Annotated in this window: 31 protein-coding genes; 11 read left to right on the top strand and 20 right to left on the bottom strand. The window is 39.3% G+C overall.

Annotation, left to right across the window (positions count from 1 at the left end):
• Positions 1-9 precede the first annotated feature (9 nt).
• The 8 genes from AC0VYH_RS02490 to AC0VYH_RS02455 all read right to left on the bottom strand — a co-directional run bounded on the left by AC0VYH_RS02490 (position 10) and on the right by AC0VYH_RS02455 (position 7,874).
• Positions 10-1,623, bottom strand: coding sequence for an ABC transporter substrate-binding protein (locus AC0VYH_RS02490; protein ID WP_475368364.1), 1,614 nt, complete (start codon positions 1,621-1,623; stop codon positions 10-12).
• A 28-nt stretch (positions 1,624-1,651) separates the two neighbouring features.
• On the bottom strand, positions 1,652-2,632 hold the full coding sequence (locus tag AC0VYH_RS02485; RefSeq protein WP_194220086.1) for an ABC transporter ATP-binding protein: 981 nt from the start codon (positions 2,630-2,632) through the stop codon (positions 1,652-1,654).
• 14 nt (positions 2,633-2,646) lie between these two features.
• Positions 2,647-3,651, bottom strand: a complete 1,005-nt coding sequence (locus AC0VYH_RS02480; RefSeq protein ID WP_283153071.1) for an ABC transporter ATP-binding protein — start codon at positions 3,649-3,651, stop codon at positions 2,647-2,649.
• A gap of 188 nt (positions 3,652-3,839) precedes the next feature.
• Positions 3,840-5,558: an ABC transporter ATP-binding protein gene (locus tag AC0VYH_RS02475; protein ID WP_475368363.1), complete on the bottom strand. Its 1,719-nt coding sequence runs from the start codon at positions 5,556-5,558 to the stop codon at positions 3,840-3,842.
• Positions 5,559-5,658: 100 nt separating this feature from the next.
• The gene (gene ntdP, locus AC0VYH_RS02470) at positions 5,659-6,186 is read right to left on the bottom strand and encodes a nucleoside tri-diphosphate phosphatase (protein WP_226616541.1); all 528 of its coding nucleotides are present in this window, start codon (positions 6,184-6,186) and stop codon (positions 5,659-5,661) included.
• A gap of 207 nt (positions 6,187-6,393) precedes the next feature.
• Entirely contained in the window at positions 6,394-6,615 is a 222-nt protein-coding gene (locus tag AC0VYH_RS02465; RefSeq protein ID WP_194220089.1) for a hypothetical protein, read from the bottom strand.
• Between the two features lie 150 nt (positions 6,616-6,765).
• The gene (locus tag AC0VYH_RS02460; RefSeq protein WP_475366465.1) at positions 6,766-7,440 is read right to left on the bottom strand and encodes an SOS response-associated peptidase; all 675 of its coding nucleotides are present in this window, start codon (positions 7,438-7,440) and stop codon (positions 6,766-6,768) included.
• Positions 7,441-7,553: 113 nt separating this feature from the next.
• Complete coding sequence (locus AC0VYH_RS02455) at positions 7,554-7,874, bottom strand: gamma-type small acid-soluble spore protein (RefSeq protein ID WP_194220091.1); 321 nt, start codon at positions 7,872-7,874, stop codon at positions 7,554-7,556.
• A 217-nt stretch (positions 7,875-8,091) separates the two neighbouring features.
• Here AC0VYH_RS02455 and AC0VYH_RS02450 point away from each other — a divergent pair, with 217 nt between their 5' ends.
• Entirely contained in the window at positions 8,092-8,286 is a 195-nt protein-coding gene (locus AC0VYH_RS02450; protein ID WP_283153072.1) for a hypothetical protein, read from the top strand.
• A 63-nt stretch (positions 8,287-8,349) separates the two neighbouring features.
• Here the strand turns inward: AC0VYH_RS02450 and AC0VYH_RS02445 are convergent, their stop codons facing one another.
• On the bottom strand, positions 8,350-9,111 hold the full coding sequence (locus tag AC0VYH_RS02445) for an SDR family NAD(P)-dependent oxidoreductase (RefSeq protein ID WP_475373242.1): 762 nt from the start codon (positions 9,109-9,111) through the stop codon (positions 8,350-8,352).
• Positions 9,108-10,208 (bottom strand): A/G-specific adenine glycosylase, encoded by a 1,101-nt coding sequence (mutY, locus tag AC0VYH_RS02440; RefSeq protein ID WP_475373241.1) that lies wholly within the window; start codon positions 10,206-10,208, stop codon positions 9,108-9,110. Before mutY ends, AC0VYH_RS02445 begins: the two co-directional genes overlap by 4 nt.
• A gap of 251 nt (positions 10,209-10,459) precedes the next feature.
• On the opposite strand from mutY, the gene AC0VYH_RS02435 reads away from it, so the two are divergent.
• Positions 10,460-11,440, top strand: a complete 981-nt coding sequence (locus AC0VYH_RS02435; protein WP_475366462.1) for a metal-dependent hydrolase — start codon at positions 10,460-10,462, stop codon at positions 11,438-11,440.
• 65 nt (positions 11,441-11,505) lie between these two features.
• Here the strand turns inward: AC0VYH_RS02435 and AC0VYH_RS02430 are convergent, their stop codons facing one another.
• Complete coding sequence (locus AC0VYH_RS02430) at positions 11,506-11,775, bottom strand: YfhJ family protein (RefSeq protein ID WP_159781055.1); 270 nt, start codon at positions 11,773-11,775, stop codon at positions 11,506-11,508.
• Positions 11,776-11,911: 136 nt separating this feature from the next.
• Between AC0VYH_RS02430 and sspK the strand changes: the two genes are divergently transcribed.
• Complete coding sequence (gene sspK / locus AC0VYH_RS02425; protein WP_371018515.1) at positions 11,912-12,067, top strand: small, acid-soluble spore protein K; 156 nt, start codon at positions 11,912-11,914, stop codon at positions 12,065-12,067.
• A gap of 25 nt (positions 12,068-12,092) precedes the next feature.
• Positions 12,093-12,251: a YpzG family protein gene (locus tag AC0VYH_RS02420; protein WP_194220098.1), complete on the top strand. Its 159-nt coding sequence runs from the start codon at positions 12,093-12,095 to the stop codon at positions 12,249-12,251.
• 24 nt (positions 12,252-12,275) lie between these two features.
• Here the strand turns inward: AC0VYH_RS02420 and AC0VYH_RS02415 are convergent, their stop codons facing one another.
• Positions 12,276-12,596 (bottom strand): YfhH family protein, encoded by a 321-nt coding sequence (locus tag AC0VYH_RS02415; RefSeq protein ID WP_283153076.1) that lies wholly within the window; start codon positions 12,594-12,596, stop codon positions 12,276-12,278.
• Positions 12,597-12,692: 96 nt separating this feature from the next.
• On the opposite strand from AC0VYH_RS02415, the gene AC0VYH_RS02410 reads away from it, so the two are divergent.
• A complete protein-coding gene (locus tag AC0VYH_RS02410) occupies positions 12,693-13,364 on the top strand; it encodes an SDR family NAD(P)-dependent oxidoreductase (protein ID WP_475366460.1) in 672 nt (223 codons plus the stop codon).
• On the opposite strand, the gene recX is transcribed toward AC0VYH_RS02410, so the two are convergent.
• On the bottom strand, positions 13,351-14,160 hold the full coding sequence (gene recX, locus AC0VYH_RS02405) for a recombination regulator RecX (protein WP_475366459.1): 810 nt from the start codon (positions 14,158-14,160) through the stop codon (positions 13,351-13,353). The two genes, AC0VYH_RS02410 and recX, sit on opposite strands and share 14 nt — an antisense overlap.
• A 131-nt stretch (positions 14,161-14,291) precedes the next feature.
• On the opposite strand from recX, the gene AC0VYH_RS02400 reads away from it, so the two are divergent.
• The 5 genes from AC0VYH_RS02400 to AC0VYH_RS02380 all read left to right on the top strand — a co-directional run bounded on the left by AC0VYH_RS02400 (position 14,292) and on the right by AC0VYH_RS02380 (position 17,879).
• A complete protein-coding gene (locus tag AC0VYH_RS02400; protein ID WP_475373240.1) occupies positions 14,292-15,194 on the top strand; it encodes a TIGR01777 family oxidoreductase in 903 nt (300 codons plus the stop codon).
• Positions 15,195-15,383: 189 nt separating this feature from the next.
• The gene (locus AC0VYH_RS02395) at positions 15,384-16,499 is read left to right on the top strand and encodes an amidohydrolase (RefSeq protein ID WP_475373239.1); all 1,116 of its coding nucleotides are present in this window, start codon (positions 15,384-15,386) and stop codon (positions 16,497-16,499) included.
• Positions 16,500-16,779: 280 nt separating this feature from the next.
• Positions 16,780-17,334, top strand: a complete 555-nt coding sequence (locus AC0VYH_RS02390; protein WP_430241522.1) for a GNAT family N-acetyltransferase — start codon at positions 16,780-16,782, stop codon at positions 17,332-17,334.
• A gap of 180 nt (positions 17,335-17,514) precedes the next feature.
• The gene (locus tag AC0VYH_RS02385; RefSeq protein ID WP_194220105.1) at positions 17,515-17,628 is read left to right on the top strand and encodes a YfhE family protein; all 114 of its coding nucleotides are present in this window, start codon (positions 17,515-17,517) and stop codon (positions 17,626-17,628) included.
• 80 nt (positions 17,629-17,708) lie between these two features.
• Positions 17,709-17,879 carry a YfhD family protein gene (locus AC0VYH_RS02380; protein WP_430241524.1) on the top strand — a complete coding sequence of 57 codons (171 nt, stop codon included), beginning with the start codon at positions 17,709-17,711 and terminating at the stop codon, positions 17,877-17,879.
• Positions 17,880-18,195: 316 nt separating this feature from the next.
• Here the strand turns inward: AC0VYH_RS02380 and rlmD are convergent, their stop codons facing one another.
• From rlmD to AC0VYH_RS02350, 6 genes are all read right to left on the bottom strand, one after another.
• Positions 18,196-19,602 carry a 23S rRNA (uracil(1939)-C(5))-methyltransferase RlmD gene (rlmD, locus tag AC0VYH_RS02375; RefSeq protein ID WP_475373238.1) on the bottom strand — a complete coding sequence of 469 codons (1,407 nt, stop codon included), beginning with the start codon at positions 19,600-19,602 and terminating at the stop codon, positions 18,196-18,198.
• Positions 19,603-19,620: 18 nt separating this feature from the next.
• Positions 19,621-20,490 carry a DNA-3-methyladenine glycosylase family protein gene (locus tag AC0VYH_RS02370; protein WP_430241528.1) on the bottom strand — a complete coding sequence of 290 codons (870 nt, stop codon included), beginning with the start codon at positions 20,488-20,490 and terminating at the stop codon, positions 19,621-19,623.
• 141 nt (positions 20,491-20,631) lie between these two features.
• The gene (gene pdaA, locus AC0VYH_RS02365; protein WP_475368359.1) at positions 20,632-21,417 is read right to left on the bottom strand and encodes a delta-lactam-biosynthetic de-N-acetylase; all 786 of its coding nucleotides are present in this window, start codon (positions 21,415-21,417) and stop codon (positions 20,632-20,634) included.
• A gap of 144 nt (positions 21,418-21,561) precedes the next feature.
• Positions 21,562-22,356, bottom strand: coding sequence for a YfkD famly protein (locus AC0VYH_RS02360; protein ID WP_194220109.1), 795 nt, complete (start codon positions 22,354-22,356; stop codon positions 21,562-21,564).
• A 166-nt stretch (positions 22,357-22,522) separates the two neighbouring features.
• Positions 22,523-23,125, bottom strand: a complete 603-nt coding sequence (locus AC0VYH_RS02355; RefSeq protein WP_430241626.1) for a YczE/YyaS/YitT family protein — start codon at positions 23,123-23,125, stop codon at positions 22,523-22,525.
• Between the two features lie 74 nt (positions 23,126-23,199).
• Positions 23,200-24,588: an MATE family efflux transporter gene (locus AC0VYH_RS02350; RefSeq protein ID WP_475373237.1), complete on the bottom strand. Its 1,389-nt coding sequence runs from the start codon at positions 24,586-24,588 to the stop codon at positions 23,200-23,202.
• 185 nt (positions 24,589-24,773) lie between these two features.
• Between AC0VYH_RS02350 and AC0VYH_RS02345 the strand changes: the two genes are divergently transcribed.
• Positions 24,774-25,196 carry a pyridoxamine 5'-phosphate oxidase family protein gene (locus AC0VYH_RS02345; RefSeq protein ID WP_475373773.1) on the top strand — a complete coding sequence of 141 codons (423 nt, stop codon included), beginning with the start codon at positions 24,774-24,776 and terminating at the stop codon, positions 25,194-25,196.
• A 95-nt stretch (positions 25,197-25,291) separates the two neighbouring features.
• Here the strand turns inward: AC0VYH_RS02345 and AC0VYH_RS02340 are convergent, their stop codons facing one another.
• On the bottom strand, positions 25,292-25,681 hold the full coding sequence (locus tag AC0VYH_RS02340; protein WP_475373236.1) for an OsmC family protein: 390 nt from the start codon (positions 25,679-25,681) through the stop codon (positions 25,292-25,294).
• Between the last annotated feature and the right edge of the window lie 51 nt (positions 25,682-25,732).

The following is a 25,732-nucleotide window of genomic DNA, read 5'->3' as shown; positions in this document are numbered from 1 at the left end:
CTTTATTTCCTATTGAAGCGTTACTTTCGTTAGCTTGTCAGAACCAGTTGGATGCGGTGAGAATCCTTTAATTGTACTAGAGCCACCTAGTGCAGGCTTAGAGTGTACAAGAGGAATCCACGGTGCATCTTCATGGATGATTTCTTGAGCTTCTGCATAAATCTTATTACGCTCTTCTTCATCTGGAGTCGACTGTGCTTCGATTAGAAGATCATGAAGCTCCTGGTTTTCATAGTACGTATAGTTGTTGCTTCCAATGTTATCCTGATCAAGGAGTACATATAGGAAGTTATCAGCGTCACCATTATCCCCTGTCCAACCTAGCAAGAAGCTATCAGCTTCACCATTACGAGCTTTTTCAAGATAAGTTGCCCACTCGTACGATTTGATTTCAGCATCTACGCCAATTTCTGCGAAGCTTTTCTGAAGAACTTCTGCTACTTTTTGACCATCTGGCATATATGGACGTGGAACAGGCATTGCCCAAAGCTCCATTTCAAAACCATCTTCATAGCCAGCTTCTTTTAGAAGTTCCTTCGCTTTATCAAGATCATATTCATAACCTTCAATATCATCGTTATATCCACCGATTACCGGAGGCATTGGGTTTTTCGCTGGTTCAGCTTGTCCAGCATAGAAAGAATCGATAAGCGCTTGCTTGTCCACAGCGTGGTTCAGCGCCTGACGTACAAGCTTATCTTTTAATGGTCCACGATTTGTTGTCAATCCAACGTATCCAACGTTCATAGAAGGTCGGAAGAACGTTTGAAGATCGCCATTGTCTTCTACCTGCTGAACATCAGAAGGGTTAAGGCCATCCATCAAATCGATTTCCCCAGCCATTAAGGCATTTAGACGTGCTGAGTTATCAGGAATCGCTCTGAAAATAACACTATCAAGTTTTGGATAACCATCCATCCAGTACTCTTCGTTTTTATTTAGAACGATTTTGTCATTTCTGTTCCACTGATCAAATACGAACGGACCAGTACCTACAGGATTTTCACCAAACTTATCGCCCTGCTTTTCAAGTGCATCAGGACTAGCAATCGCAAATGGAGACATCGCGATATTTTTTAAGAATGGCGCCTGTGGACGCTTCAATTTAAATTCAACTGTGTAATCGTCTTTCGCCGTTACACTTTCAATAACGTGCCCTTCATCACCTTTAAATCCACCGAACATGGATTTATAGTAATAGAAAGCTTCTTCATTCCCATTCATCCAACGTTCGAAGTTGTAAACAACGGCGTCTGCATTAAAGTCTGTACCGTCATGGAACTTCACGCCCTCACGAAGTGTGAAGGTATACGTCTTGCCATCATCAGAAACTTCCCACTCTGTTGCAAGTGCTTCCTGTACATCTGTGTTATCATCACCGTAATCAAGGAGAGTATCAAAGATGTTCTTTGTTACTTTAAATGATTCCCCGTCTGTAACAGATGCTGGATCAAGTGATACGGAGTCACCACCGCGACCAAAGATCAACGTTCCACCTGCTTCTTCGCCTCCTTCTCCGGAGTCTCCCCCACCATTGCCATTCGTTTCGTTAGATCCACCGCAACCGGCTAGACCGATCGAAAGAAGCAATACAAACATTAATGAAAAAATGGTCTTCTTCATGTTCTTCCCCCTTAGTCATGTGTGTGATTTATACATGGTCTTCTTCATACAGATGACACGCTGTATAGTGCCCAGGTTCTATCTCCCTAAATTCGGGAACTACGGAGCTGCACACGTCCATCGCCTTAGGACATCTTGTGTGAAAAGGACACCCTGATGGCGGATTAGATGGACTTGGTACATCTCCAGTAAGAATAATTCTGTCTTTCCCATATTCAGGATCTGGAACCGGCACCGCTGAAAGAAGAGCCTGTGTATACGGATGTTTTGAATCCAAATAGAGCTTTTCACTATCTGCCATTTCAACAATGCGCCCAAGGTACATCACTCCGACACGATCGCTAATATGACGAACAACTCCTAAATCATGAGCTATAAACAAATATGTTAGTCCAAGCTCTTTCTGAAGATCTTCTAAAAGATTTAATACTTGAGCTTGGATCGAAACATCAAGTGCTGAAACAGGTTCATCCGCGATAATTAACTTCGGATTAACTGCAAGTGCCCGTGCTATACCTATTCTTTGACGCTGTCCACCACTGAATTGGTGAGGATAACGTTTGGCATGGTAGGCACTAAGACCAACAATTTCAAGAAGTTCTCTTACCCTTTTTTTACGCTCTGCTTTATTACCAAGCTGATGAACGATAAGAGGTTCTTCGATAATTTTCTCAACTGTATGTCTCGGATTAAGCGATGCAAAAGGATCCTGAAACACCATTTGAATATCTTTTCTAAGGTGACGAAGATCCTTTTTGTTTAAACTGGTCATTTCTTTTCCATCAAAGAGAACTTCCCCTTCACTTGGCTCAAGAAGTCTCATCAACATACGACCAGTTGTAGACTTCCCACATCCACTTTCCCCAACTAACCCAAATGTTTCTCCTTTATGTAAGGTAAAGGTTACACCGTCCACAGCTTTCACTGTTCCTACCTGCTGTTTAAGTACGCCTCCCTGAATTGGGAAATGCTTCTTAAGCTGTTTTACTTCAAGTAATGCTTCTTGCAAAATAGGCGCCCCCTTTAGCTTTTCACATTCTCTAATATAGCTGCTTTTTTCTCGTCTTCATGAAGCCAGCACCTAGCCTGTTGTCCTGGTCCTGCATCTAATAACGTTGGATTCTCTTCATAGCATTTATCGAAAGCAAAACTACAACGCGGAGCAAAATGACATCCTTTATGAATCGAACCTGGTTTTGGCACATTTCCAGGGATAGAATACAGCCTGTCTTTTCGAACTCTCACATCAGGTACTGATTCGATTAACCCAATCGTATACGGATGCTTTGGATGCTGAAAAATATCACTTGTTTTTCCCTGCTCAACGATTTTGCCAGAGTACATAACAACAATACGATCACAAATTTCTGCGACTACACCCAGATCGTGTGTAATCATAATAATCGATGTATTAGTTTCTTGGTTCAATTTCTTCATGAGCTCTAGAATCTGAGCTTGAATCGTCACATCAAGAGCTGTTGTTGGCTCATCCGCAATGAGTACTTCTGGTTCACATGCCATCGCCATCGCAATCATAACGCGCTGCCGCATCCCCCCAGATAATTGATGAGGGTAATCATTCATAAGTTCTTCAGCCCTAGGAAGCCCAACTAGTTTAAGAATTGATATAGCATGCTCCCAGGATTTTTTCTTGTTCCATTTTTTATGTATTCGAATTCCTTCAACGAGCTGATTGCCGATTCTAAATACAGGATTAAGGGATGTCATCGGTTCCTGGAAGATCATTCCGATTTCATTTCCCCTTATTTTTCTCATCTCTTTCTCTGATTTCGTAAGAAGGTTTTCCCCTTTGTATGTAATTTCTCCTCCTACAACTTTTCCTGGAGCCTGAATAAGTTGCATAATGGACAATGAAGTCACACTCTTTCCAGAGCCAGACTCCCCAACAATCCCAAGTACTTCACCTTTATTTACATGAAAGTCAACGGAGTCTACTGCTGGAATCTCTCCATCATCAGTAAAAAAGTGCGTTTCTAATCCACTAACATTTAAAACTGGATGTTCCATACACTCACCCCTTTCCGTAAATTCTGAATTTTTTAATTAAACTAAAATCTGTTTATCATTATTACATTATTTTTGTTAGTTGGCAACGCTTATTGAGGTAATTTTCTGTCTTTTTTTGACGCTTTTACGCGATAATATGCATATTTAAACAAAAAAAGCACCTCAAAGAGATGCTTTTTGATGAATAACTATAAATTTTGTACTTGAAACAAATTATGGTAGGACCCTTTCCGTTTCATGAGCTCTTGGTGATTCCCGCTCTCTGAAATTTGGCCGTTTTCTACCACCACGATACGGTCAGCATGCGTCACTGTCGCTAGACGGTGTGCGACAATAAAGGTTGTGCGATCTTTCGCAAGTACTTCAAGCGCTTCTTGAATAAGATGTTCACTTTCAAGGTCAAGTGCTGACGTTGCTTCATCAAGAATTAAAATAGGCGGATTTTTAAGAAATACTCTTGCGATTGCAATCCGTTGTTTTTGTCCACCAGACAGCTTCACACCTCGTTCACCAACGGGCGTATCATATCCGTCTTGAAGGTTCATGATGAACTCATGAGCGTTAGCAGCCTTTGCAGCTTGTATAACTTCTTCTTCAGAGGCATTTGGATTCCCCATCATGATATTCATTCGAACGGATTCACTAAATAGGATGTTATCCTGAAGAACCATTCCAATGTTATCTCTCAAGCTTCTTGCTTCATAATCCCGTATGTCTGTACCGTCAATTAGAATACTCCCACCCGTCACATCATAGAAACGTGGAATTAAGCTGACAAGTGAGGATTTACCGCCACCGCTCATTCCTACAAGCGCAATGGTTTCTCCAGCACGTACATTAAGATCAATTCCTTTTAGAACAGGTAGATCCTCTTCATTATATTTAAATGAAACATGTTCAAATTGGATATTTCCTCGAACATCGTTTAACTTTTTTGCATCTTTTCTATCTACAATATCGTATTTTTCATCGACAAATTCAAATACACGATCCATTGATGCAATGGCTTGGGTTAATGTGGTAGACGAATTCACCAATCTTCTTAAAGGACTATAAAGCCGGTCCATATAAGTCACAAACGCAACCATTTCACCGATTTGGAGTCCACCCGAAATCACAAGATACGCAGAAAAGGCGATAACAATAAGAGGAGCTACATCCGTAATCGTATTAACGACAGCAAACGTTTTGGCATTCCACCTTGTATGATCAAGTGCTCGTTCTAAGAAATTCGTATTTCTTTTGTTAAATTGCTCTTGTTCATAATCTTCTAAGGCAAAACTTCGAATCACAGACATCCCTTGAACTCGTTCATGAAGATGACCTTGAACTTCTGCAAGTGCCTGTGAGCGATCCTTTGTTAAATCACGAAGACGCTTATAGAAAAATTTAACTGACAGTCCATACAGAGGAAGAAGAACAATTGCTGCAAGCGTTAGCCAAACATTCATAAATGATAATATACCGATAATGATGACGATGGTAATGAGATCAAGCCAAACATTCATCATCCCAGTAATTACAAATGTTTTTGTTTGCTCCACATCATTTATTACTCTTGAGATGATTTCCCCTGCTTTGTTATTAGAGTAAAACTTCAAACTTAATTGTTGGATATGAGAAAATAATTTATCTCGTATATCATACAGAATCTTACTTCCAATCCACTGAGCATAATACTGACGGAAGTATTCTACCGGTGGTCTGACAACGACGAATAGAAAGAAAGCTCCTCCCATCAACCAAAGAAGCTGCTCATACTTATCCCCAGCTGGCATTTCTGCATTGATAATGTCATCAATGACGTACTTTAAAATCAATGGAAGGAGAAGAGGAATACCAAACTTTAATATTCCAATTCCAATCGTTATCCCAATTTGTTTTTTATACGGTCTTACAAAGGTCATATACCTTTTTATACTACCCAGATGGCATCATCCTTTAGTTAATCACATGCTGTTTTTATATCATGCAAAAACCTGTTGAAAAACATTCAACAGGTTTTTCTTACCTATATTGAAGGAACTGTTCATACCACTGATCTACAAATCCAGGGGCAAACGGTCCTTTTCTTTGATGAATCCAGTTCATCAGTTCTTTTACATTTTGTTGTATAATACGATCGACTGCTTCGGGATAATTCATTTCTTCGCGGTGTGCTTCATACTCATCTTCATCTAATAACTTAAAAGTCATATCAGGATAGATCTTAATATCAAGATCGTAATCAATATACTTCAATGCTTCTTCATCGTAAGTAAATGGAGTACCTAAATTACAATAATAATATAGCCCATCTGTTCTGATCATTCCGATGACATTGAACCAGTGGTTTGCACTAAAGTAGCAAATCGCAGGTTCACGCGTTCTCCATTGTCTTCCATCAGCTTCAGTCACAAGAATGCGATCGTTTCCGCCGATTATTTCTTTGGATGTGCCTTTAAGTACGATGCTTTCTTCCCAAGTACGATGTAGCGTACCGCGATGTTTATAGCTTTGAATTTGAATTCTCGTCCCGGTCGTTGGGAAACTCATCTTCTTCTCCTTTCCTAAGAAATTCCGGAAAACGATGAATGCCTTTTGCATACAGGCAGACTCACAGCATCCTTTCTTTCTTACCGTTCAATACATGGCTATTATCAAAAATCTTACATCTCATCTATATTCTTCTCTATTATAACGCTTAACAAAATAAAATTAAAATAAAAGCGCCACTCGAATAGAATGGCACCCAATTTCAGCTTAATAAATAGGGGTTTTTTCAAAGGTAGAGATGACGTCCGAAATAAGTCGTTCAAACTCATCCTCCATAAGTGATAGCATCTCTTTTCTTTCTACAATTATGGCATTTCTACCCTTTTCTTCATCCAGAATATCCTCTAAGCTTAGAATTTCTTCCTTCGTACGAATCATTTGATCGGCAAGCTTGAGCTGCTGTTGAATGAGCTCATCAAACTCCTTCATTTAACCTCTCCTTCCAAATTGTGATTTTTGACATTCCCATGGAGCAAGCTAATACCATTAGCGATTTCTAGCAAGCCTTCATCAAAAAAGAAATTCCATAAACTCATGTGAAATCCTTTGGGAACTTCTGTAGAGAAGTCAGGAGTTTTGTCATAAACTCCCTACAGGAGCAATACATTCTGGTTGTTCATTTCTAGGGGAATTCACAAGCGTCGAAACTTCATACGCATTCATTTCCTTAGAGGATATGGGCTTCATACAACTGCTTAAGATTTCACTATCACTTACTGTATCATCCAGCCAAATCCTCTCATCATCTCTTGTTAAAATGACGGGCATGCGATTATGTATCTCTTTCATAAATTCATTTGCTTCTGTGGTAAGTATCGTACATGTAAAATGATTTTTGTCGCCATCATTCCATTTTTCCCACAACCCCGCCATTGCAAACGGCTCACCCTTTCTTACTTGGATCCGCATCGGAATTTTTTGATCCTTCGTCTGCTTCCATTCATAAAAACCATCCGATAATATTAAACACCTTCGCTGCTTAAGAGCATGCTTAAAGCTCGCTTTCTCCTGAGCTGTTTCACTTCGCGCATTGATTAATTTATTTGAGATAGACGCATCCTTTGCCCAGAATGGAATTAGCCCCCAACGCAAGGTTCCCATTCGATTCATTTGATTTGTTCTAATCACAGCCGGGATTTGTTGAGATGGTGCTATATTAAATCGTGGTATATATTCATCCATGCTCGTTTGATCAATTTGAAACCTTTCAAGTAACACGTCGAGTTCTGTCGTTAGCGAGAATCGTCCGCACATAACCAACACCCCTTCCTATATTAGATTGTTTCTCCACTTGTCTTATAATCCCTACCAGCATTTAACTAACGAAAAACAGGGCTGACTAAGTCAGCCCTGTCCGGGAAGTTCGATTATTGTTGCTGCTGGTTCTTAGCAGATGCTTGCTGCTTATTTTGAGCAGACTTCGCGTTGCGAGCTTTCACTTGTTGTGCATCCGTTTCGCTTGCAAATTCAGCACCGTATTGTTGCTGAGCTGCTTGTCCTGCAGATGCTTGCTGCTTATTTTGAGCAGACTTCGCGTTGCGAGCTTTTACTTCTTGTGCATCTGTTTCATTTGCAAATTCAGCACCGTATTGTTGCTGACCAGCTTTACCAGCAGAAGCTTGTTGGTTCTGCTGTTTCGCTTGTTGAATGTTTGCACCAGCTTGTGTTTGTCCTGGTTTCTTTGCCATGGCTTATCACCTCCCACAAACAATAGAATATCCAGTAACATGATTCTTATGTATTGTTTTTAGAAAAACTTGTTTCGGGTGCAAATAAACAAAAATATTCCTTATAGAACTGTTACTTGATAGCTTATCAGGAATGAACATTTCATCATGCTTTCCATCTCTTCCCCTTCATACTGTTCAAATCAATGATACAAACTAAGAAGAAGAAGGAGGTTAAATGATGAATAATCGAGATATGACAGAGCTTTCTATGATGTCTAAAAAGGAGTGGGTGGACGAAGAACTATCTTTTTTTCACTATAGCCTTCAACAGGTTACTCCTTACTTAAATAGCGAAGGCGTAGCTATCCATCGAGAAATAATGAAAGAAATTGAACAGCGTGGTGGGCTCTCAGCATTTATGCCCGAATAAAATCCAGTTCTCCGTCCAAAAAACAACCTTCTGAAACTCTTCAGAAGGTTGTTTAAGTAAATGTTAGAAATTTGATTTCGATTGTCCGCCATCGACGTTGATTGTCGCACCAACAATCCATGAAGCTTTTTCAGAGGCAAGGAAAACAACGGCATTCGCCACTTCGTCAGTTGTCCCAAATCTTCCTCCTGGTATTTCTTTATCTACAAATTCAGCTATTTTCTCAGGATTATCATCAAGTCGATTCTGCCAGTTCCCTGATGGGTGCAGAATGGCTCCTGGAGCAACCCCATTCACGCGGACACCGTCTTTAATTAGCTCATCACCCATAGCTTTAGTAAAACTAATCATAGCCGATTTTGAATTATTATAAGTTGGTTTCCCACCAGATTCACGACCGAAGATAGAAGAAATATTGATGATTGCGCCACTTCCCTGTTGCTTCATGATTTCGGCAGAAAGCTGACTAAGGTGTACCGCTGAGTAGTAATTAAGCTCCATTGCTTTATGGAATTGAGATATATCCGTCTCCATAATTGTCGAACCACTGCTTCCCCCAGCGTTGTTTACTAAGATATCAAGTGAACCAAATTGCATGATGAAAGAATCAATGAGCTGGACGCGCTTCCGCTCATCCGTCACATCCGCTTCAAAAATGGCTAAGTCCTGACCAATTTCATTCCTAGCCAATTCGAGATCATCACGATTTCTACCGCAAATCCCCACTTTCGCACCTTCTTCATAGAATACCTTCGCAATCGACTTTCCAATTCCCTTAGAGCCTCCTGTAATAAGAACGCGCTTGTTTTCAAGATTCAAATTCACTCTGCTTCATCTCCTTCTAAAATCAAATTGACAATTTTTTGGTGAGCGACAGGAAAGGCATAATCTCGCAACTCATTCTTACTAACCATTTTCGCCTTTTCATGATCGATATGGCCAATAAATGATCCTTTATAAACTGTTAATTGCCATTTTAAATGGCTAAAAATATGATTAAACGAGGATAATTCCTTCTCAATCTTAGAGTTAATTTCATAAGTATCTTGTAAATGGTGTTTGAGCTGATTTTCTTTCAAGCCACCTTCTGTTAATTCAACGTTTGGAAATTCCCACAAGCTTGCCAGAAGTCCTTTCTCCGGACGCTGTCGAATAAGAAATTTGCCTTCATTATTCTCAAGAGCTATAACTGCAATCGGTACGGGTCTGGGGGCTTTTTTCTTTGATTTGATTGGCAGCTCTTCCTGCGACCCTTCAGCAAAGGCTCTACAATGCTCTTGTACAGGGCAAAGAAGACACGAAGGGGATCTTGGTGTACATACAATCGCACCAAGCTCCATCATCCCCTGATTGAATGAGGATGGATCCTCATCGGAAATAATTCGTCCAGTTACTTCTTCAAAAGTCTTTCTTGCTGATGGTTTAGCAATATCCTCCCAAATCCCAATAATTCGCGAAAGAACACGCATCACGTTTCCATCGACAGCTGGCTGTGGTATGTCATAAGCAATGCTTAAAATTGCCCCAGCAGTGTAGGGGCCTACTCCCTTAAGTTCAGATATTTGCTTGGGATTATTCGGCACTATACCGTTATAAGTCTCTGCTACTTCTCGAACAGCACTTTGAAGATTTCTCGCCCTTGAGTAATAACCAAGCCCTTCCCAGGCTTTTAATACATCTGCCTCTTCAGCATTTGTAAGTGCCTCCACAGTAGGAAAAAGGCTCATAAACCGCTCAAAATATGGGATTACAGTGTCTACTCTCGTTTGCTGTAGCATAATTTCAGATACCCATACACGATAAGGATCCTGATTCTCACGCCAAGGTAGTGTACGCTGCTCTTTTTTAAACCAGGCAATAAGGTCCTGTTGGAACTGCTTTTCATCGAAATAATGTAAAAGGTCTGTCACTTTCTCTGTCATGGATCAACTCTCCGATATGATATATTAAATGGTGTTAAAAGATTTATTTAAATTTACTAAGAAACTTCCTCAACCTTCGTCTATCACATATAATAACGCATCATACCTTTTCATTCACCTTTTAACTTTTCACATTCGTTCAAATTGGGTATAACTAAATAAAGAATGCAAAATAGACATAAATTCTTTTTGGTCTATTTACGATCGTTAGCTAAACGATCGATACGTTTCATAAGGAGGATTCTTAGCCTATGGATACTGGGACACATGTGGTCATGGGACTGGGGATTGGAGCTCTTGCAACGTTAGATCCAGCTATTGCACAGGACCCCATTACCGCTCAAAGCGTTCTAATTGGAGCGCTAATAGGATCGCAGGCCCCGGACTTTGATACTGTGCTTAAACTTAAAAATAACGCTGTCTATATCCGACACCATCGTGGAATTACTCATTCCATTCCTGCAGTTCTTCTCTGGCCAATCATTATTAGCAGCGGAATAATGGTGTTTTTTCCTGAAACAAATTGGCTCCACCTTTGGTTATGGACATTTCTTGCTGTCTTCATTCATGTGTTTGTCGATATTTTTAACGCATATGGAACGCAAGCCATTAGGCCATTTTCTAACAGATGGGTAGCCCTTGGCGTCATTAATATTTTTGATCCATTTATTTTTCTCAGTCATATTGGTGGATTAATTCTCTGGTATTTGGGAGTCAATCCTGGGTACACTTTCCTCACGATCTACGGCATACTTATTCTCTATTACGTTTGGAGAATAATTGAACAGAAGAAAGTGATTCATGCTGTGAGAAAGCGAATTCCAGATGCAGTCGAAGTGATCGTCTCACCAACAATTCGTTGGAGCAGGTGGCATATCGCAGTTAAATCTGAGACACAGTTTTATGTAGCTCGCGCTGAAGGAACTACGATCCATATTCAAGACGTATTTGATCGCGTTCCTGTTCCTAAAACACCAGTACTGGAATCTGCGAAGGAAGATCCTAACTTAAGTGCATTTCTTTCATTCTCACCAGTTTATAGATGGGAGATTGAAGAAAAAGAAGTTGGATATGAAGTTCGCTTTATTGATCTTCGCTATCGAAATAAAGGCCATTATCCATTTGTCGCCGTGGTACAAATGGAAGATCAGCTCGAAATAACGAGTTCCTATACTGGATGGGTTTACAGCGAAGATACGTTACGAAAGAAATTAGATCCCGCTCTTGATTAGTCGTTAACTTTATTTTATGACACAGAAAACCGGCTGGGCACATAATGTGCCCAGCCGGTTTTTGTTTAATGTTTTATGCTTCTGTCATCTCCAAAATACCCTTTATATTTTGGATTATTCATCATGAAATCATGTAAAACAGGACCATAGTAGTCAATCCATTGCTTTACAATTTTTTCAGTTACATCCTGACCTTTATACTCTCTGCCTGCCTTGGCTCTTGACGATTCAAAATCCTCCCAAAGCAACTCCACCATTGTTCTCGCTTGACCATAAGAGAGGTGATCATTTTTCTCAAGAAGGTTATGAGTAAGCCTTTGAAATAAATCTTCCATGAGGCATTCTCCTTTCGTGGTGTAATTCAAATTCTGTCTAATAAATAACTTTGTTTGGCACATAACATTCCGACCGAATTCGCATACTAATGGTGTGCCTGATTCACAACACGATATTGGAAAGGGGCGCACGCTGATGAGAAATAAAAAAACCGGATTTCCAGATGCTAAATTTTCTGGTGAACCCCGCGCAAAAGAAGAATTCGCATCAAAACGTGCTGACGGGTCGATTAACACTCATCCACAAGAGCGGATGAATGCTTCAAATCGGACAGGCCACCGTCAGGGATAATTCTCTTATACAGGAGGTAGCATCTATGGGAAAAAATAACCGAGATAGACTCCATCCGAAATATGAGGATCCATTCCAATCTCCGCGTGCAAATCCAAAACACGCTCATAATCAGGTGAATGGAGAAACGCAGCAAACTTATAACGATATCGTACTACAGGTACAAACACGTAAACGATCGTAAAAATGATGAAATAAGAGAGCAGCGTTACTGCTGCTCTTTTTGAATTAACATCGAAATAGGGAATGCTTCAATCTCATCGCTACCGTCACGGTTTCCCCATGCAAACGTCCCATTCATATAATCGATAATAAACGTAGAACCTGGATCACCATCAATTTCATATTTATGGCCCGGTATAAAGTCATCCGGGTTTAATAAATACGATTTAGCAAGTGCAATCCTTCGTTCATGAACGGCGAATTCATTGACCATGCCCATTTGCTCCGCTCTACGTGCTTTTTCGCTTAAGAGGGCAATTTCATTTCTTAGTTCCTGCTCACTCATATCACTGAAACGCTTTTCCATCCTTGACCTCCATCATCATCAATTCTTCCCCAAGTATAGTTCATTTTCTACTTCCTGACAAAAATATGCTACGCTTACAGAAAGGAGTGATTTTATATGAAAACCATTTTAATTACGGGTGCCGGTTCTGGCCTCGGAGCTGAGCTTGCAAAACAGTGGGCAACTAAAGGACACCATGTCGTACTTGTTGGTCGAACCAAACAAAAACTTGAATCCATTGACCAGGAAATCAAAAATAATAAAGGTGTCTGTTCCATTTATGAATGCGATATAACTGATCCTGAAGAACTTAAAAAACTGAAACAAGCAATGGATCGGGATAATCTACAAATTCACATGCTTGTAAACAATGCTGGTACAGGAACGTTCGGGGCTTTAGAAGACATTACTATTTCTGATATACATAAGGTTATTGATACAAATGTGAAAGGCACCATTTTTGCAACACAAACGTTCCTCCCTACATTAAAAAGCATGGAAGGTCGCATCATGAATATTATTTCTACCGCTGGTTTAAAAGGGAAAAATCACGAAACCGTCTACGTCGCTTCTAAATATGCGATAAGAGGTTTTACTGAGAGCTTATGGAAAGAACTAGAGGGCACGGGTGTCAGTGCAACTGCTGTTTATATGGGAGGGATGAATACTCCATTTTGGGCGAATTCCGATCATATTAATGATGTATCAAGACTTAAATCCCCATTTGAGAAAGCCCTCCAAATCATCGAGGAAGATGAAGGACAAAATGAGATATTTATTGATCGTTAAGTTCTTCTAGATATTTATTAATAAGCGGAAAAGGAAACCCTTTACGATATAAAAATTGCTTCATTTTATGATCGAATTCACGACGCTCGAGTTTGCTATAGCGTCGTTCCGCTTTTTGGGCCTGAAGCACGAGCGCTTCCCATTCCTCGTCTTCTCCTTTTTCTAGATCGATTTGCTGCATCACTTCTTGAATGATGTCACGATCGAAGCCTTTGGCTCTTAGTTCCTGATTTACTTTCTGCCTTTGTTCCGTTGCTGAGGAAGTCTTTAGCTTTGATGCTTTTTTCTCAGCTAACTTAATTGCAATCTCAAGCTGTTGCTCATATGAGTATTCTTCAAGTGCTTTATCGGTCATCTTTTTATTAACTCCTTTTTGGTTGAGCTCTTGCGCGATGACAAATGGACCTTTTGCGCCTCCATTTACTTTTGTCCTTACAAAAGCAATAGCGAATTCAAGATCATTCACGTATCCATAGCGATGAAGCTTTTTGAAAATAGCTTCGAATGCCTCTTCAGGTATTTCCTTTTTAGTAAGGTATTCTTTCACCTCTTTTTCAGAGCGCATCCGGTAAGATAAATAATTTAACGCGTAATTCATGCCTTTTTTCACCTGGTCTTCAAAATGAATTCCTTCAAGCATCTCGTCGCTTAATTCGACGCCTTTTCGAAGACCAAAGCTGATCAGAACATCCTGGTCAACACCGAAACCAAATTCTTCACCTGAACCTTTATCTATAAATATCGAAAATCGTTCGTTATTGTTTTTTTGCGTTGTTATACGCGTAACCTTGACCAATGCACTCACCTCCACTCACATTGTAGCACTTTCTGAATAAACGAATGAAGTTAAAGCATTTGATTAGAGGAATATGAATATGGGTAAAGAACTAGTAGAAGTATATCGCGTACGCTTAGGAGGAAGATGATATGAACATTGCGATTACCGGAGGAACTGGTTTTGTTGGAAGTGAACTAACAGACTCTTTTGTTAATGACGGGCATTCGGTATTTATTCTAACACGGAACCCTGCAAACAAACCTATAAAAAAAGGGGTTACTTATGTAAAGTGGCTTCAGGATGATGCTGAGCCAGAGAAGGACCTCCCAAAGATTCACGCCATCGTGAACCTTGCAGGCGAATCAATTAATAGCGGCCGGTGGACAGAAGAGCGTAAACAGCGTATTCTAGACAGCCGCATTTCGTCAACGAGAGAGATCATTTCCATCATTCAAAAACTTGATCATAAACCACGCGTTCTTGTAAACGCTTCTGCTATTGGATTTTATGGTTCATCAGTTGATAAATCATTTACCGAAAATGATACAGAACCTGGTTCTGACTTCCTGGCAGATGTTACACGCAAATGGGAAGATGAAGCAATGAAAGCACAGAATCATGGAGTTCGTACCGTTCTTGCGCGATTTGGTGTTGTCCTTGGCGAAGAAGGAGCCCTTCCTTTAATGACCTTGCCATATAAATTATTTATGGGTGGTAAACTTGGTGATGGACGACAATGGTATTCCTGGGTACATATTATGGATGTAGTTGGGATGATCCGATTTGCTGTTGATCACGATTCTGTCCAGGGACCATTAAACGTAACCGCGCCTGAACCAAAGAGAATGAATGATTTTGGTAAAACAGTTGGAGAAGTATTAAATCGACCTCACTGGATGCCTGTTCCTGAAGCACCTGTTCAAGCAGCTCTAGGAGAAAAAAGTGGGATTGTATTAAAAGGACAGTGCGTTCTTCCACAGAAAGCTAAAGAATTAGGCTATCCTTTCCGCTACATTAAATTAAAAGACGCATTAGAGAACCTGCTGGTCTAAACCAGCAGGTTTTTTTCAAACCCTCTCTTCATTTGAATAGTTAATGAAAAAGTAGTATTTCAATTAATAATCCTTCGGCATGTGCACCTTCGATTAGGTAGTATCGATGATGGATAATGGCTATAATGAATTAACTAGCTATTTTCGACGATGCATAGTTATAAAACTAAAGGATGATAGGTGAATAATGTGACGATATTATTTAAGCAAGCTCGAGTTTATCCAGTTTCATCACCATTACTCCCATGTGCTGATGTTCTTGTAAAGGACGGCCTTATTCATGAAGTCTCCCCCTCTATATCTGAAGAAGCTGATATGACCGTAATTGACGGCAAAGGTTATCATCTTTTACCCGGTTTCATTGATGCACATACACATGTTGGCCTTTATGACGAGGGCACTGGCTGGGCCGGTAATGATGCAAATGAAACCGTAGAAGCTCTAACTCCCCATGTAAGAGCACTTGACGGTGTAAATCCACTCGATGTTGGTTTTAAAGATGCGATTGCATTTGGCGTAACTTCTGTCCAAGTTATGCCTGGAAGTGCGAATATTATTGGCGGTATAACAACTGTTCTGAAAACGCATGGAAAGAACGTAGAGAAAATGATTGTCAGAGAAACCGCCGGTCTAAAAATTGCATTAGGTGAAAACCCAAAACGGGTTCATAGTCACTCTAATAATGATTCCATTACCCGCATGGGAATTATGGGCCTTCTTCGAGAAGCATTCTATGATGCTGGGAGATCTAATCAGATCGAGCATCCACGAATTTCACCCATTATTGCAGCACTAAATCGTGAAATTCCTGTTAGAATTCACGCTCACCGTGCAGACGATATATTAACGGCTGTTCGATTTGCCAGGGAGTTTAATCTTGATCTCAGAATTGAGCATTGTACAGAAGGGCATCTTATTGCAGATGAACTTAGTGGACAAAACCTTAAAGTAACTGTAGGCCCTTCTATGACGAGACGTTCGAAAATAGAATTAAAGAATAAAACTTGGGCGACTTATGGTATTCTGAATAGCCACGGGATTGAGGTGTCAATCACAACAGATCATCCATACGTTCCTATTCAGTACTTAAACATTTGTGCAGCGCTTGCTGTTAGAGAAGGGTTAAGCGAAGAAAAAGCGATTGAAGGAATTACACTAAATCCCGCTAGAAGCCTTGGAGTAGAACACCGAATTGGAAGTATAGAAGTTGGAAAAGATGCCGATTTAGTGCTCTGGTCTAATCATCCATTCCAGTACGATGCCCGTCCAATATTGACGATGATTAACGGGGAAATTATTCGTTAAAATCGCTTAAATTTCTTGTCACATAGACACTTACAATAACTTTACATTTAGAAGTGAAAAATACGCAAAAAACCAGTATCTTTTTTTAAATAAATCGAGTATGATACTTTTGTAATTACAATAAAATGAACTAACAACTTCATATCTGAATATGGGAAGGCAATTGGTGCGCCACCAGCAGTGACTGGTCCTAGTGGGTTCGATTCCCACCCCGAATAATAATTCAACATACTATTATTCGAGGGTGGGGATAAGTCTGCCCTCGACAGGAGGGAAACTCATGATTAAACATCGTGACCTGTCGGAATGTCATATGCTATTTGACTTGATGGTTGACCCAGCTGTCTTCCCATTCGTACGTCATAAAGCAAGCTCTTACGAAGAATATCTATTCTTAACAAAACAACTTATTGAAGCTGAGGAGCAGGGAGAATTAATTTCTAGGACCATTCTTGATGAATGGGGTGCACCTATTGGTACAATTAATTTGTTTGATATTGAACATCAAACTGGCTTTCTTGGAACGTGGATTGGTACCCCTTACCATGGCAAAGGTTATAATCAAATCGCGAAAGAAGCTTTCTTCAATGAAATGTTTTTTGATAAGCAAATTCATACAATTTTCATGAGAATTAACAAGGATAACATTCGCTCTCAAAAAGCTGCAGAAAAAATCCCTTATGTCGAGAAAGCTAATGAGAAATGGCCTGAAGTTTATAAGCAAATTAATAATGGAGAGAAATCATATCATTTATATGAAATTGAACGCGATAACTATCATCTTCATGTCATGCGTGAAGGTACAGAAGCAGTTGAAGTTCAATTAGAAGCATAAGTTCCTGTTAAAGGAACTTTTTTTATTGTTATTATTGCCTTATTTCTATTGGTTTTTTTCTATAGAGTGCCATAATCCACAGTCTTACTATCGGCGACCGGTCATTGCTTTTATCCACATGTGCATAGAACTTTATGTGATGGCAATGCTAGTAGCATCTTAAGGAAAAGAGGGATTATTGTGGATAAACGTAAAGGCAGAGAAAATAAGGAAGCAAAAATGACGCTAACGAAGACCCAAGATGTTCTTTTTGGAAGAGAATTCAAACGTGCTGACCGAGCTGGGCATAAATAAAGACGAATAATTAAACAAAAACAAGCCATTCTAATGAGTGGAGAGATCTTCTCCAAACACATTTACAGGAGCTGATTAAGATGGCAAAACGTCCAAATTTTTCAGAAGGTAAACAAAAGCGTCAAGCTAAAAATCCAATTCCATCAGCACAAAACCAGGATGTAGAATTCGCAAATGAATTCGACACCGCTGATGCGAAAGCAGCAGAAAGATCTAAGGCCGCAAACCAGCGCGCGAAGAAAAACAAATAACCAAAAAGGGGACCGTATCGGTCCCTTTTTGATTTCAGAAAAAAATAGCGATTCAGAAGTTAACAAGAAAGTTATGCACAAGCTGTTAACAATGTGCATAACGTGTTATCTTTCCCTTTTTAAAGCACATTTACTATAAACAACTCTTTTTGTTGATAACCTCGTATTAACTTGTGGATATTGTTGATAAACTTGTTAGTAACGCTATAAATACCTATTTATATTGTGCATAAGTCTGTGGAAAGTGTTAATGACTGTATTTAGCTTCCAGTCGGAAGTGATTAACTACTTCCACTATCCATAAATAAGCTTGTAACTATTTCTTATTCCCTGTGTTTCTTTTAAAAACAGACACTACTTCAATATGAGAGGTTTGTGGAAACATATCGACTGGCTGTAAATGCCGAAGCTCATATCCCTTTTTCATTAAATAGGAAGAATCTTTTGCAAGCGTTGAAGGATTACAAGATACATAAACAATTCGATCTGGCTTTGCTTTTACCATCGTAGCTAATAACGTCTCATCACAGCCGGTTCTCGGTGGATCTACCACAATCACGTTTGGTTTGAACCCTTCTTTTATCCACTTAGGAACGACCTCTTCTGCTTTACCTACATCGTAAGTCATCTTCTCCTGAAAACCGTGACTTTTAGCATTCTTTCTTGCATCATCAATCGATTCTTTAATGACATCCATCCCTCTGACTTCTCGCGCATTATCGGCAAGCCATAATCCAATCGTACCTACTCCACAATAAGCATCTATAATGTTTTCTTTACCAGTAAGCGCAGCAGCTTTTTTCACTTCATCATAGAGGTGAACAGTTTGCGTGGGATTTAGCTGGAAAAAGGCACGAGCAGATAATTCGAAATTTAAATCTCCTAATGATTCCTCTATTACTTCTTCCCCATCTAATACGAAGGTTTTATCACCGAATATTAGAGATGTTTTCTGCCCATTTACATTTTGAATAACCGACTTCACTTCAGGAAGCCTTTTCCTCACTTCTTTAATAAGTAATTCTTTCCGCGGAATGTTCTCTTCTGAAGTGACAAGCACTAATTGAATTTGTCCCGTTTCAAATCCAACTCTCGTTACGATTGTACGAACTAGCCCCTTCCTCTTCTTTTCATGATATATCGAAATATTTAAATCCTCGAGTATCTTCACAACTTGACGAGTGACTCTATTTGTTTCCGGGTGTTGTACTAAACAGTTTGTCAGTTCAACAAGCTCGTGTGACCCTGCTCCGTATAATCCTGCAATGACTTTTCCCTTTTGCTTTCTTACCTGAAGCTGACTTTTATTTCGATAGTTCCAGGGATCTTTCATTCCAATTACAGGCTTTATCGTTATATCCTTTTCACCCAATTTTGCATGTCGTTCAAACGACTGAATCACAATATCCCGTTTTTCACGAAGTTGTGCCTTATAGCTTAAATGTTGGAGCTGACATCCTCCACACTCTTCATATACCGGACATGGTGGAGTGGTTCTGTCATTCGATTTTTTTCGAAGCCTTTTTATTTTTGCTTCAGCACGATTTGAAAAAACCTTTGTGACTTCAGCTGTAATTTCTTCTCCTGGTAGTGCTCCCGGAACAAATACCACTGTCCTTTTAAAAAAACCGACGCCTTCTCCATTTATCCCCAATCGTTTAATAGTTAAAGGAATTGTTTGACCGTTCGTAAGCCCTGTCCCTTTCACATTTTTGTTATCCAAAAATATCTCTCCTTCTACTTAACCGCTTAAGCTTTCCCATAAATACATGGACACATAGCTTGAATACGGAGACCATTTCTCTTTATACTTAGCGACTTCTTCTTTCGTAGGCTTTGTTGGTAATTGAAACCATTTCATAATGGCATTTTGGATCCCAACATCACCTGCAGGTAATATATCTTTCCGTCTTAGTCCAAAAAGCAGTACACATTCAACTGTCCATGGACCAACACCTCTTATAGGAAGCAGTTCATCATATACTTCCTTAGTTGTTAATTTGTAAAGATTCTCTAAATCAAGCGCTCCTGATACAATCTTTTCAGCAATCCCAATCACATATTCAGCTTTTCTTTTGCTAAATTGTAAATCGCGTAATTCGTGAACAGTTAAACGACTAACCACCTCTGGTTTAGGATAGAACCACACGCCGTCCATTTCAGTTCCATAGCTTGTCACAAAACGATAGGTCAACGTATACGCAAACTTCATATTAAGCTGCTGATGAATAATATTCTTCAGTAGTGCACAATAAGCGTCAGGCTCACAAATAATTGGCATACCGAGGTAATTATTCATTAATGATCGAATATTTGTTTCTTTTAATACTGATGAGATCCCTTCAATGTCCATATGAAAGTCAAACATTTGACTAATCTGAGTAATCGCTTGTTCCTTATTACTTACATCATATCCGTATATCTCAAAGCAAGGGTATTTACGATTTCCAGTTGATTGAACTGTATATACGGCTTTTTCATTATTAATAATAAGAGGAATCTTAAATTGTTGCCTGTGACCATCGATATACTGAAGCGGATCCATGCTCATTCTTTGGAAAAGTCGATCTACGTCATATGGCGCTTTAGGATATAATTTCTCAACCCACATCATAACGCCTCCCTTTCTTAGGTCGTCTATATTATCGCAAATCCAAAACAGGATTACTAGTTACAGAATAGTAAGTCGTCCTTTCTTCTTTCTTCTTAAATCACGCAAAAGACTGCCATTTCTGGCAGCCTAGAATATTTATTAAGGAATAAGCGGTTCAGGAATTGTTTCAGTTAGGACAAGGTCATCCAAACTTTTAAAGGTATACCCGTCTTTCTTTAAATCCTTAATAACTTTCTGAAGAGCTTCAGCGTTATCTTTTGAGACTGTATGAAGAAGCAGTATCGCTCCCGGGTGAACTTGTTTCATAATCGAATCATAAGCATACTGACTCCCCTTTTGCTTATCCGTTTCCCAATCTTTATAGGCAAGTGACCAGAAGATGTTACGATACCCCTCTTCGTAAGAAATAGCGAGTGACCTTTCGCTAAAAACCCCACGAGGTGGTCGAACATACTGCATCGTTTCATCTCCAGTTAATCGGGTGTACTCCTCCTTCACTTTTTTTAATTCAAGTCTTATCTTTTCATCAGAAATGGCCGTCATATCAGGGTGACTCCAGGAATGATTCCCAACGATATGTCCCTCTTTTACCATTCTCTTAACGAGATCTGGCTGGTCCTTTAAGTAATGACCGGTAACGAAAAAAGTGGCAGGTACATCTTCTTTCTTTAGAACATCCAAAATATCGTCAGTAAACCCATTCTCATACCCATTATCAAATGTCATATACAATTCCTTCTGATCCGTTCGACCAATGAAGTAGCTGTCGTAGGGCTTTAGTAATTCCTGAAATTCAGGCTCTGTTGTGGCAGGTGCATGATTTTTACTTCGTTTAAAATACCAATCATGAGACGTGTTATCTATCGCATAGGTTCCCGTCACTGTTCCAATAAATATAACGATCGTCATTACGAGTATCCTCATTTAATCCCTCCTTTGTCTGTCCCCTTATTTAGTGTGTGAAGTTTGCACTGTTTTCTATCCTAATTCCATCTCTTTGGCTAAGGAAATTACTTCCTCGAACCGAATACCTTGTTATCCTCATAAGAAAACCAGCATTTCTGCTGGTTATTGTCGCGTATTAAATTCAAAACTAAGGTAGTCTTGAACCGGGATCCATGCACCAATTCCTTGCTGAGTCACGTTACGAACCTCAAGTTTCATTTTGCTTCCTTTTAAAACAAGATAAACTTCTCCATATGTTACTGTCCCTTTTTCATTTACAGCAGGAACATAGCTCGTTAAAGTACCATAGTTCTTAGCTCCCACATTATACACATTACCTTTTTTAGTATCTTTCCCAATCATTGTTTGAAAAGATAAAGAGAGCTTCGTTTTTTCAGAGGCCTTCATCATCATCATCTTCTTCACGTCTTCACTATCAGGAATTGAGGCCGTTAATCCACCATTCACCTTCTTCTCTTCCTCTTGGCGATACGTCATCTGAATTGGACCACTTCCACCTCGATTATCTACCCGATTTATATTTGCCTGCTTGTATTGCCAGTTAATATTTGTTTCTGCAGAATCATAATTCAACGCCCACTTACCTAGATAAATACTCGCACGATAACCGATCGCTAGCTTAGACGGTGAAATCGAAGAATCATTTAAAATCTGAATCAATTCAGGATTAGCAATGGGGACATCTGCAGATCCTGTTAACTCCTTCGTCAACTCACTCGGCTGCAAGGTAGGTAAATCCTGTGCGGGATTTGGATAAGTGTTTTCTTTCGAAATATTAACCGTAGAATCAGGAACTTTTAGCGATTGATCTTTCCCCGCTTTCTGCCCTTCTGCGGCTAGTGTGTTTAGAGGTAGAATAACAGCTAGAATAACGAGCATTAACAAGATTTTCTTCATACAAACTTCTCCTTTGTTAGCATTCATTTAAACGAATGGCTTCAAACTCTTATCAGTATTTTTTTCTAGAACCATCCGTTTTATCCAACAAATTTAGATATTAAAAGCGGAAACGAACGTATAGAGCCGACAAGCGCTAGACATTTCCCACAAAAAAAATGAACGCTTAAGCGTTCATTTTCTCAAAAGTAGGATAGAAAAATTGGACAAGAGGTCCGATGCCAAATGTAATGGCAATCGTGCCCACACCAATCGGCCCTCCTAAAAGCAATGCAGCAAGTAGCGCAATAAGTTCACCAGCCGTTTTCGAAGTTCGAATGCTTAAACCAGTTCTATGATGAATCGCAAGCATTAAACCATCGATTGGGATCACCGCAAATTTGGCTTGAAGGTATATCGCAATACCAAGGCCGATGAATATCATTCCTATTATAAAAACCGCATAAGCAAAGAATACGTCCGTAATCGTCCAATTTGAAAATAACGTAATTAACCAAAAATCAATAAACAAACCTGTTACGATAATCGTGATAAGAGCAAAGAAATCTGGCCAGGCTTTCATCAGAAGCGCATTGACTATAATCAAGATGACTCCAACGAGGATTACCCAGGTCCCAACCGTAAAACCGATCTTCTCAGATAATCCTACGTTAAGCGCATCCCAAGCTCCTGCTCCGATATCAGATTTAATTGTTAATGTTATTCCAGCAGTTAATACGAAAAGCCCTATTACATAAAATAAGAATCGTTTTATTTTCACTGACTGCATCCTCTCTTTAACTATATCCTTTTCATTGTAACGTACGATGTAGTTAAAAGACGACATTTTCTAAGCTATTCCTTTTAAGCCTTACTTTGAGTTGAACTTTCGTATTGACTTGAATCTTCTTCCCTTTGCTGATCGAATAATTCTATATCACGCCATTTTCCATAACGGTAATATCCAATAGCAAATACGCTCGAGATAATAAAGCTTACTCCTATACCGTACGCAATCCCTTCTGCTCCTAACCATTTTGAAAAAGCGTAAGTGAGCGGAACGCGAAGGATCCAGAATGAAATAATATTAAGTATAAGCACCTGAACCATAGCACCGGCAGCTTTAACCACTCCATTTAAAACAAAATTAATACCAAGAAACGGATAGAAAAAGGCAACGGTTTTTAAGTAGTTCTCACCGAAAGCAATTGTCTTAGGATCATCAATAAAGAGACGGATCATTGATTCAGCTGATAAAAAGATAATAGCACTAATTGTAAAAGAAACGGCAAGGATTAAAATAATCCCATTCTTAGATATCGCTGAAACCCTTTGCCACTTTCCAGAGCCAATGTTCTGTCCAGCCATGCTATTTACAGCGGCTCCAAGAGTAAACGCCGGTAACATGATAATGCGATCAAGTCTTTGCGCCGCACCAAAACCTGCAACAACTTGTGTACCAAAACTTGCAACAATCCCCATAATCGCCGTCACTCCCGCTGAAACAGTCATCATTTGTAAACCAGCAGGAATTCCAAGCTTTGAAATTCGTTTAAGCTCTTTCATGTCTGGAAGATGGGGAACAGTAAACGGGATTTTAGACTTCCAGATAGAATAAACCACACCATATAGAAATGCTGACCCTTGAGAAATAATCGTTGCATATGCAGCACCTTCAATTCCCCAGTTGAAATAAGCAATAAACAACGGATCCAGTGCAGTATTTAAAATTACAGCAAAAAGGACAAATCGAATCGGAGTTTTACTATCCCCTAGAGCTCGTAATACTGTGCCGATAAAGTTATAACCAAATAAAAAGAGAATGCCTAAAAAGTTAATTCGCAAGTATACTTTCGTACTTTCAAATATCTCATCCGGCGTTCCAAGGAATTTAAGAATAGGGTCAGTAAAGAGGAAGCCAATAATTCCAAACGCAACCGATAAGATCGTTAAAGCGACAACAAATGCATTTAGCGACTCGACTAATCCCTTTTTATCAGATGCTCCTTTCCGCTGAGACAGTACTGTTAACGTTGCACTATTCACTCCGATGATGAAGGAGAGAACAGTAAAAATGACGGGAGCTGCAATTGAAATAGCGCCAAGTGCATTTGAACCGAGTAAGTTACCAACCCAAATGCTATCTATAAATTGATAAGACGTTTGCAGTAAATTAGTTAAAAAAATAGGCAATGAAAAATAAACCATTTGCTTCGTAATGTTACCTTGAGTAAAATCATAGCTCTTGTTCATCTGATTACCTTCTTATGTTCAAATTAGAATCTACATATGGCTATACCCCTAGTATCTGAATGAAAAACGAATGAATGCGCTAAAAGCTCCCGTAGTAAATAATGGCATATTATCGCGTTTTAGAATTCGAGATTAGAGGAAGATTAAGATTAGAGTTAAATTCGAAAGGAGAATTTGTAATGGCAATGTCTCAATCAGAAATTAAAAACAAGGTACTAAGCATCTTTGATTCTCACTATGTAGGAACACTTAGCACAGTGAAGGAAAATAAGCCTCATTCAAGATTTATGACGTTCTTCCACGATGGACTTACACTAATGACTCCAACTAGTAAGGAAACTCATAAAGTAGAAGACATCGAGCAAAATAATAACGTGCACGTTTTGCTTGGATACGACGGCGAAGGTTGGCATGACCGTTACGTAGAAGTACAAGGTCACGTCACGATAGATGACTCAAAAGAAACGAAAGAAAAACTATGGGGTGACCAGCTGAAAAAATGGTTCGATTCACCAGAAGATCCAAACTATGTCGTTCTCAAAATCACTCCGGACACAATTCGTTTAATGAATGAGGGTGAAAACACACCAGAATCACTTGAGTTATAAAATAACCTCCCATTAGAGGAGTTTTACTACGCATAGATAGGTAAAATAAAAAAACGAAAAAAAGGGCCACTGCGGTGACCCTTTTTTTCGTTTCTTTATTTTGATACAATCTCGAAAGTTTCCTTCAATTTAATGCTTCCCAAAACAGACTGTGCCATTGAACAATGCTTTTTCGTTAATTCAAGCGCTCTTTCTACTTTCTGCTCGTTCAGCTCTCCAACTAGTGTGAAATGAAGATGAATTTCTTCAACACGATTTGCTTCCTTTTCATTACGAGTGACATCCGCTTTTATTTGAATATCTTCATAGTCCATTCGCTTTTTATCAAGAATTTGGCGTAACACACCACCACTACAAACTGCTATTGATGAAACAAGTAGTTGATATGGACGAAAACCAAACTGCTCGTTCCCTGAAATATGAAGCGTTCCATATTCAAAATCAGCTGTAAAACCAGTTTCTTCTTTCTTCATGTTAAATTCCAACATGACCACTCCTTTACTAGACGTTGTCCTTATTTTAGATCAGCTTTTAAA

The sequence above is a fragment of the Anaerobacillus sp. QJM3NY_32 genome (assembly GCF_056173645.1).
The sequence above is the reverse complement of the archived record's forward strand: the minus strand, read 5'-3'. Positions and strand labels throughout refer to the sequence as shown.

Bases quoted from the DNA above. Each gene is read 5' to 3' on its own strand.
- AC0VYH_RS02490 (WP_475368364.1), bottom strand. From the start codon at position 1,623: ATGAAGAAGACCATTTTTTCATTAATGTTTGTATTGCTTCTTTCGATC.
- AC0VYH_RS02480 (WP_283153071.1), bottom strand. From the start codon at position 3,651: ATGGAACATCCAGTTTTAAATGTTAGTGGATTAGAAACGCACTTTTTT.
- AC0VYH_RS02475 (WP_475368363.1), bottom strand. From the start codon at position 5,558: ATGACCTTTGTAAGACCGTATAAAAAACAAATTGGGATAACGATTGGA.
- ntdP (WP_226616541.1), bottom strand. From the start codon at position 6,186: ATGAGTTTCCCAACGACCGGGACGAGAATTCAAATTCAAAGCTATAAA.
- AC0VYH_RS02465 (WP_194220089.1), bottom strand. From the start codon at position 6,615: ATGAAGGAGTTTGATGAGCTCATTCAACAGCAGCTCAAGCTTGCCGAT.
- AC0VYH_RS02460 (WP_475366465.1), bottom strand. From the start codon at position 7,440: ATGTGCGGACGATTCTCGCTAACGACAGAACTCGACGTGTTACTTGAA.
- AC0VYH_RS02455 (WP_194220091.1), bottom strand. From the start codon at position 7,874: ATGGCAAAGAAACCAGGACAAACACAAGCTGGTGCAAACATTCAACAA.
- AC0VYH_RS02450 (WP_283153072.1), top strand. From the start codon at position 8,092: ATGATGAATAATCGAGATATGACAGAGCTTTCTATGATGTCTAAAAAG.
- mutY (WP_475373241.1), bottom strand. From the start codon at position 10,208: ATGACAGAGAAAGTGACAGACCTTTTACATTATTTCGATGAAAAGCAG.
- AC0VYH_RS02435 (WP_475366462.1), top strand. From the start codon at position 10,460: ATGGATACTGGGACACATGTGGTCATGGGACTGGGGATTGGAGCTCTT.
- AC0VYH_RS02430 (WP_159781055.1), bottom strand. From the start codon at position 11,775: ATGGAAGATTTATTTCAAAGGCTTACTCATAACCTTCTTGAGAAAAAT.
- sspK (WP_371018515.1), top strand. From the start codon at position 11,912: ATGAGAAATAAAAAAACCGGATTTCCAGATGCTAAATTTTCTGGTGAA.
- AC0VYH_RS02420 (WP_194220098.1), top strand. From the start codon at position 12,093: ATGGGAAAAAATAACCGAGATAGACTCCATCCGAAATATGAGGATCCA.
- AC0VYH_RS02415 (WP_283153076.1), bottom strand. From the start codon at position 12,596: ATGGAAAAGCGTTTCAGTGATATGAGTGAGCAGGAACTAAGAAATGAA.
- AC0VYH_RS02410 (WP_475366460.1), top strand. From the start codon at position 12,693: ATGAAAACCATTTTAATTACGGGTGCCGGTTCTGGCCTCGGAGCTGAG.
- AC0VYH_RS02400 (WP_475373240.1), top strand. From the start codon at position 14,292: ATGAACATTGCGATTACCGGAGGAACTGGTTTTGTTGGAAGTGAACTA.
- AC0VYH_RS02390 (WP_430241522.1), top strand. From the start codon at position 16,780: ATGATTAAACATCGTGACCTGTCGGAATGTCATATGCTATTTGACTTG.
- AC0VYH_RS02380 (WP_430241524.1), top strand. From the start codon at position 17,709: ATGGCAAAACGTCCAAATTTTTCAGAAGGTAAACAAAAGCGTCAAGCT.
- AC0VYH_RS02370 (WP_430241528.1), bottom strand. From the start codon at position 20,490: ATGTGGGTTGAGAAATTATATCCTAAAGCGCCATATGACGTAGATCGA.
- pdaA (WP_475368359.1), bottom strand. From the start codon at position 21,417: ATGAGGATACTCGTAATGACGATCGTTATATTTATTGGAACAGTGACG.
- AC0VYH_RS02360 (WP_194220109.1), bottom strand. From the start codon at position 22,356: ATGAAGAAAATCTTGTTAATGCTCGTTATTCTAGCTGTTATTCTACCT.
- AC0VYH_RS02355 (WP_430241626.1), bottom strand. From the start codon at position 23,125: ATGCAGTCAGTGAAAATAAAACGATTCTTATTTTATGTAATAGGGCTT.
- AC0VYH_RS02350 (WP_475373237.1), bottom strand. From the start codon at position 24,588: ATGAACAAGAGCTATGATTTTACTCAAGGTAACATTACGAAGCAAATG.
- AC0VYH_RS02345 (WP_475373773.1), top strand. From the start codon at position 24,774: ATGTCTCAATCAGAAATTAAAAACAAGGTACTAAGCATCTTTGATTCT.